General features: G+C 69.4%; 3 protein-coding genes. All 3 read left to right on the forward strand.

The window, feature by feature from the left end:
• Window positions 1-1,290 (forward strand): transposase (locus AB4039_RS41755; protein WP_442273253.1); only part of this gene is annotated, 1,290 nt, incomplete at its 5' end.
• A 3-nt stretch (window positions 1,291-1,293) separates the two neighbouring features.
• Entirely contained in the window at window positions 1,294-2,076 is a 783-nt protein-coding gene (locus AB4039_RS41760) for an AAA family ATPase (RefSeq protein ID WP_442273254.1), read from the forward strand.
• 1 nt (window position 2,077) lies between these two features.
• On the forward strand, window positions 2,078-3,304 hold the full coding sequence (locus AB4039_RS41765) for a hypothetical protein (RefSeq protein WP_442273255.1): 1,227 nt from the start codon (window positions 2,078-2,080) through the stop codon (window positions 3,302-3,304).
• Window positions 3,305-4,004: the final 700 nt, after the last annotated feature.

Here is a 4,004-nt window from a genome sequence, read left to right on the forward strand (position 1 = left end):
GTGCGGCAGGACTTGTCGGCGGGGGAGCGGGCTGGGTTGAAGGGTGGTGAGGGGGCCCGGCGTCGGTATGACGTCTATGGCAAGCGCCCGCGGATGCACCGGAACGCGTGTTGGGAGGGTGATCACAAGAGGGTCCCGGTGCGCGTGGATCTTGAGGGCTCTGCGGTGTGTCCGTGGGTGACGTGGTTCATGGATGTCGCGACGAAGGTGATCGTGGGGGTCGCGGTGACTCCGCATCAGCCGGCGAGGGACGCGGTCCTGGCCGCGCTGCGCACGGGGATCAGTAGGCAGGATCCTTACGGCCCGTTCGGTGGCTTGCCTGGCGTGGTGCGGGTGGACCGGGGCAAGGAGTTCCTGTGTCGGACGGTGGAGCGTGCTCTGGGTGCTTTCGCGGTTCCGGTGGATGATCTGCCGGCGTACAAGCCGTACCGGAAGGGCACCGTCGAGTCGTTGAACGGTGCGGTGGAGGAGATGCTGCTGGTCTCGCTGCCGGGCTATACGCATCGTGCTCGCCCCGCGGAGGCGTACCACCCGGATCCGGTGGAGGACCTCCTCTCGTACCCGGACTTCGTGAAGGTGCTGCTGGACTGGGTGGCGTGGTGGAATACCGGGCACCACCCGACCGGACTCACCGACGGCTGGACGCCTGTGCAGGCCTGGGATGCGGACGCGACACCTGTGGAGGAGGTCCCGGAGGAGCGGTTGGCGTTCTTCGCGTTGGAGGACGACGGCCGGGTTCGGAAGATCACCACGAACGGGATCAGCTGGCGGCGTCGTGCGTATATCGCGCCGTGGATGGCCGGGCACGTCGGCCTGCGGGTGCGTCTGCGGTATCTGCCGCACTACGACGGGCGGATCGAGGTGTTCTCCACCGAGGAGTGGGGCCCGCACCTGGGGACCGCCTTCCTGGCTGAGGCGGCGACGGTGGAGCAGCGTCGTGCGCTGAGTTCGGTCAGGGAGAAGAAGGCCCGCGTACTGAAAGCAGATCTGAAGGCGGCGGAGAAGCTGCGCAAGACCCGCTACACCGCCACAACCACGGCTGCTGCGCCCCGTCCGCGGCGCACGGTCACTTCCTCTCAGGCGGAGGCGGAGATCGCCCGGTCCAGGGGCGTGGATCTGGCGGCCCGTGCTCTGCCGGACCTGATCCCTCCGAGGGAGCCCCCGGCCTCGTGGGCGCGTCCGATTGTCCGTCCTCGCCGCGCGGCCGGCCCGCGAACGGATGCCGGGCAGGCAGCCGATGGCGGGCCGTCTGGAGCGGCTGATGTACGTGACGACAGCGGGGAGTGTTGAGCGATGGTGTCTGCTGAGCGGCAGGGCCGGCTGCCGCGTGAGCGGGAGGACCATTTCATGCGCCTGCCGGGCGCCCAGGTCGTGTCCACGCGTGCGCTGCTCATGGTCCGGGAGAACATCCGTGCCGCGATCGAGGCGCGGGCGATGATCTGTATCTATGGGCAGGCGGGCCGGGGGAAGTCGCTGGCGGTGAACACCTCGCTGCGTGAGCTCGCGCCGAAGCTGACGCGCCGGATCCAGTTCCGCTCCCGGCCTTCGACCCGAGACCTGCGCCACGAGCTGTTCCACGCTCTGGGTCTGCAGGGCCGTCCGCCGGGGCAGCCGATCGAGTTCGACCGGATGCTGCGCGGCGCCCTGGAGGAGACGCACGTCCTGGTCTGCGATGAGGCGCAGTGGCTGTCGAAGATGTGCTTCGAGTACCTGCGCTATCTGTGGGATGACATCGGCTCGGACCTGACGATCGTGTTCACGGGCGGGGACGGCTGTTTCGAGATGCTCCAGAGCGAGCCGATGCTGGAGTCCCGGGTGTACGCGTGGCAGGAGATCGAGCCCATGCCGCTGGAGGAGGTCCTGGCCGTCATCCCGGCCTTTCACCCCGTGTGGGCGGACGCGGACCCGGACCTGATCGCGATGTGCGATGACGAGGCCGCGCACGGCAATTTCCGGGCCTGGGCGAAGGTCACCCATCACCTGACCGCCGGGATGAAGGAGTCCGGACGGATTCTGGACGAGGACTTGCTGCGCTGGTCCTACAGCAAGCTGCGCCAGCGCCCGGTGGTGGCCTGAGGTGTTGGACTGCCCGAACCCGCCGCCGGTCACGGTGGTCCTGGACCCGTACGACGACGTGGTCCACACCCGGGCAGCGCTGGCCTCCCACGCCCCGCACCACGGTCGCCTGACCGTTCACCCGACCCCTGGGACCGACGCTGCGGTCGCGTTCGCCTACGACGTCCTCGCGGCCTTGGGCAAGCCCGTTCCCCTGGCCGGCTACCGCCCCCTCGACCCGGCCCCGGCCTGGGCGATCGCGGCCGCCTGGGTCCTGGCCACCCCCATCACGCACCTGACCCTGCTGCGTGCCCACCTGCTCACCCCGCACCGCTTCAGAGACCTGCTCACCCTGCGCCGGCGTACCGGGGTCCGACTGGTTCTGGTCTGCCATCACCGGGCCATGCGGGCGTTCCTGGAACGTGAACTGCGCCAGGTGGACCACCTCGTCGCCGAGGCCTCCGCCCTGCTGCCCGAGGCCGAGCCGGCCGTCCCGGAGCGCCAGGCACCGCATACCGCGCGGCCGTTGGCGAACCGCTGGCTTGCCTTGCCTGCCCTGACCACCCTCAAGGCCTTCGACGAGCCGACCGGCCCGTGCCGCTGCGCCGCGCCCATGGCGGCGGACCGGGACTTCTTCCCGCCGGTGATGCCACCGGCCACTGAAGCGGAGGTGGCGTGGCGCCTTCACCGTGCGACGGCGCACCCTTACCTGGCGGCTCAGCTCGCCACGGCCACGTTCACCGCTGCTTCTACCACCCAGCTCGCCACCGCACAGGTCCGCGACCTCGGCGCGGACGGCACGACCATCACCCTGCACGACCATGGGCTGCGCCAGGGCTGCATGACCCACCCCGTGCCGGACTGGGCCCGACCGCTGCTGAGGGCGGCTGCACTCCTCTGGCGGATCGGGGCCGGCACCAGCGGCGCACTCTTCAGCGATCCGCTGGAAGGCGAGGGGCTGACGCCCTTGAGGGCCTTCAGCGAGGGCTGCAGGCTGCGGCCACCCCAGCCCCCGCGCCCCAAGCCGCCCCGGAGCCGACGAGGGACAACGCCGATTCCGAAGGAGCCTGCGAAGACCATCTGGCCTGTGTGTACCGCCCATTACGGGCTTGCGTGGGCCAGGGATGAACCCGATCTGATGCAGGGCTGCCCGCACCCGCCTCCGCACACGCGGAAGACCATCGAGCGGCGGAAGAAGGGGTGGCTGCCACCGGACTACGGACTGCTTGAGCTTCGCCATCTGCGCTGACAAGCTCGACATGGGGCTGGTGACAGAGCTGTCGTCGGTCAGTGGACCTGGTACGAGATGATCTTTCCAGAGTCTAGCTCTGACTCAGTTTGAAGCATTCAAGGTGGAGGCCTGTTTCGATGCGGTCTCCGCAAGGGTTCGTGATCATGTTTTCATCTTTGGCGTGCGGCCGGTGCGGACCGCTCAACAGGCCGGAGACCCTGACCCTGTGAAACGGCGTCACCTCGTGCGGAGCACGGGAGCCCCCAAGCCCTGTGCAGTGGTGATCGCTTCGAGCAGGCTCGAAGCTTCAATGAGCAGCGGGTGAGGCTCTTCGTGAAGGATGGCAAGGTGGTCCGGGAACCCAGGCGCGGCTAGTCCCTGCTGCCAGCCTGGCTTGCGGAGCAGGCCTGGGGTTCTGGAGGCGGAGCCGGAAGAGCCCTGGGGTGGGGGAGCGGAGCGGACCCACCCAACGGGCCGAAGGCCCGGATCCCGTGAAACGGGATCACCTCCCGCGCGGAGCGCGAGAGCCCTGGGGCCTGCGGAGCAGGCCCGCTCTGGTGGAGCGCAGCGGAACCAGAGTCAGTCCGGAGCGAAGCGAAGGACTCCGGCCGAAGGCCGGCCATGACTCGGAGCGAAGCGCAGAGCCTAGGGCCCGAAGGGCCCCGGCCGAGCGCAGCGAGGCCGTTCGGTCCTGAGCGCGCAGCGCTCAGGTACCCGC

It is taken from the genome of Streptomyces sp. M-16 (genome assembly GCF_052114405.1).
GTDB lineage: Bacteria > Actinomycetota > Actinomycetes > Streptomycetales > Streptomycetaceae > Streptomyces.

What these genes read in the sequence shown, in the direction of transcription:
- AB4039_RS41760 (WP_442273254.1), top strand. Translation starts at nt 1,294, where the DNA reads ATGGTGTCTGCTGAGCGGCAGGGCCGGCTGCCGCGTGAGCGGGAGGAC.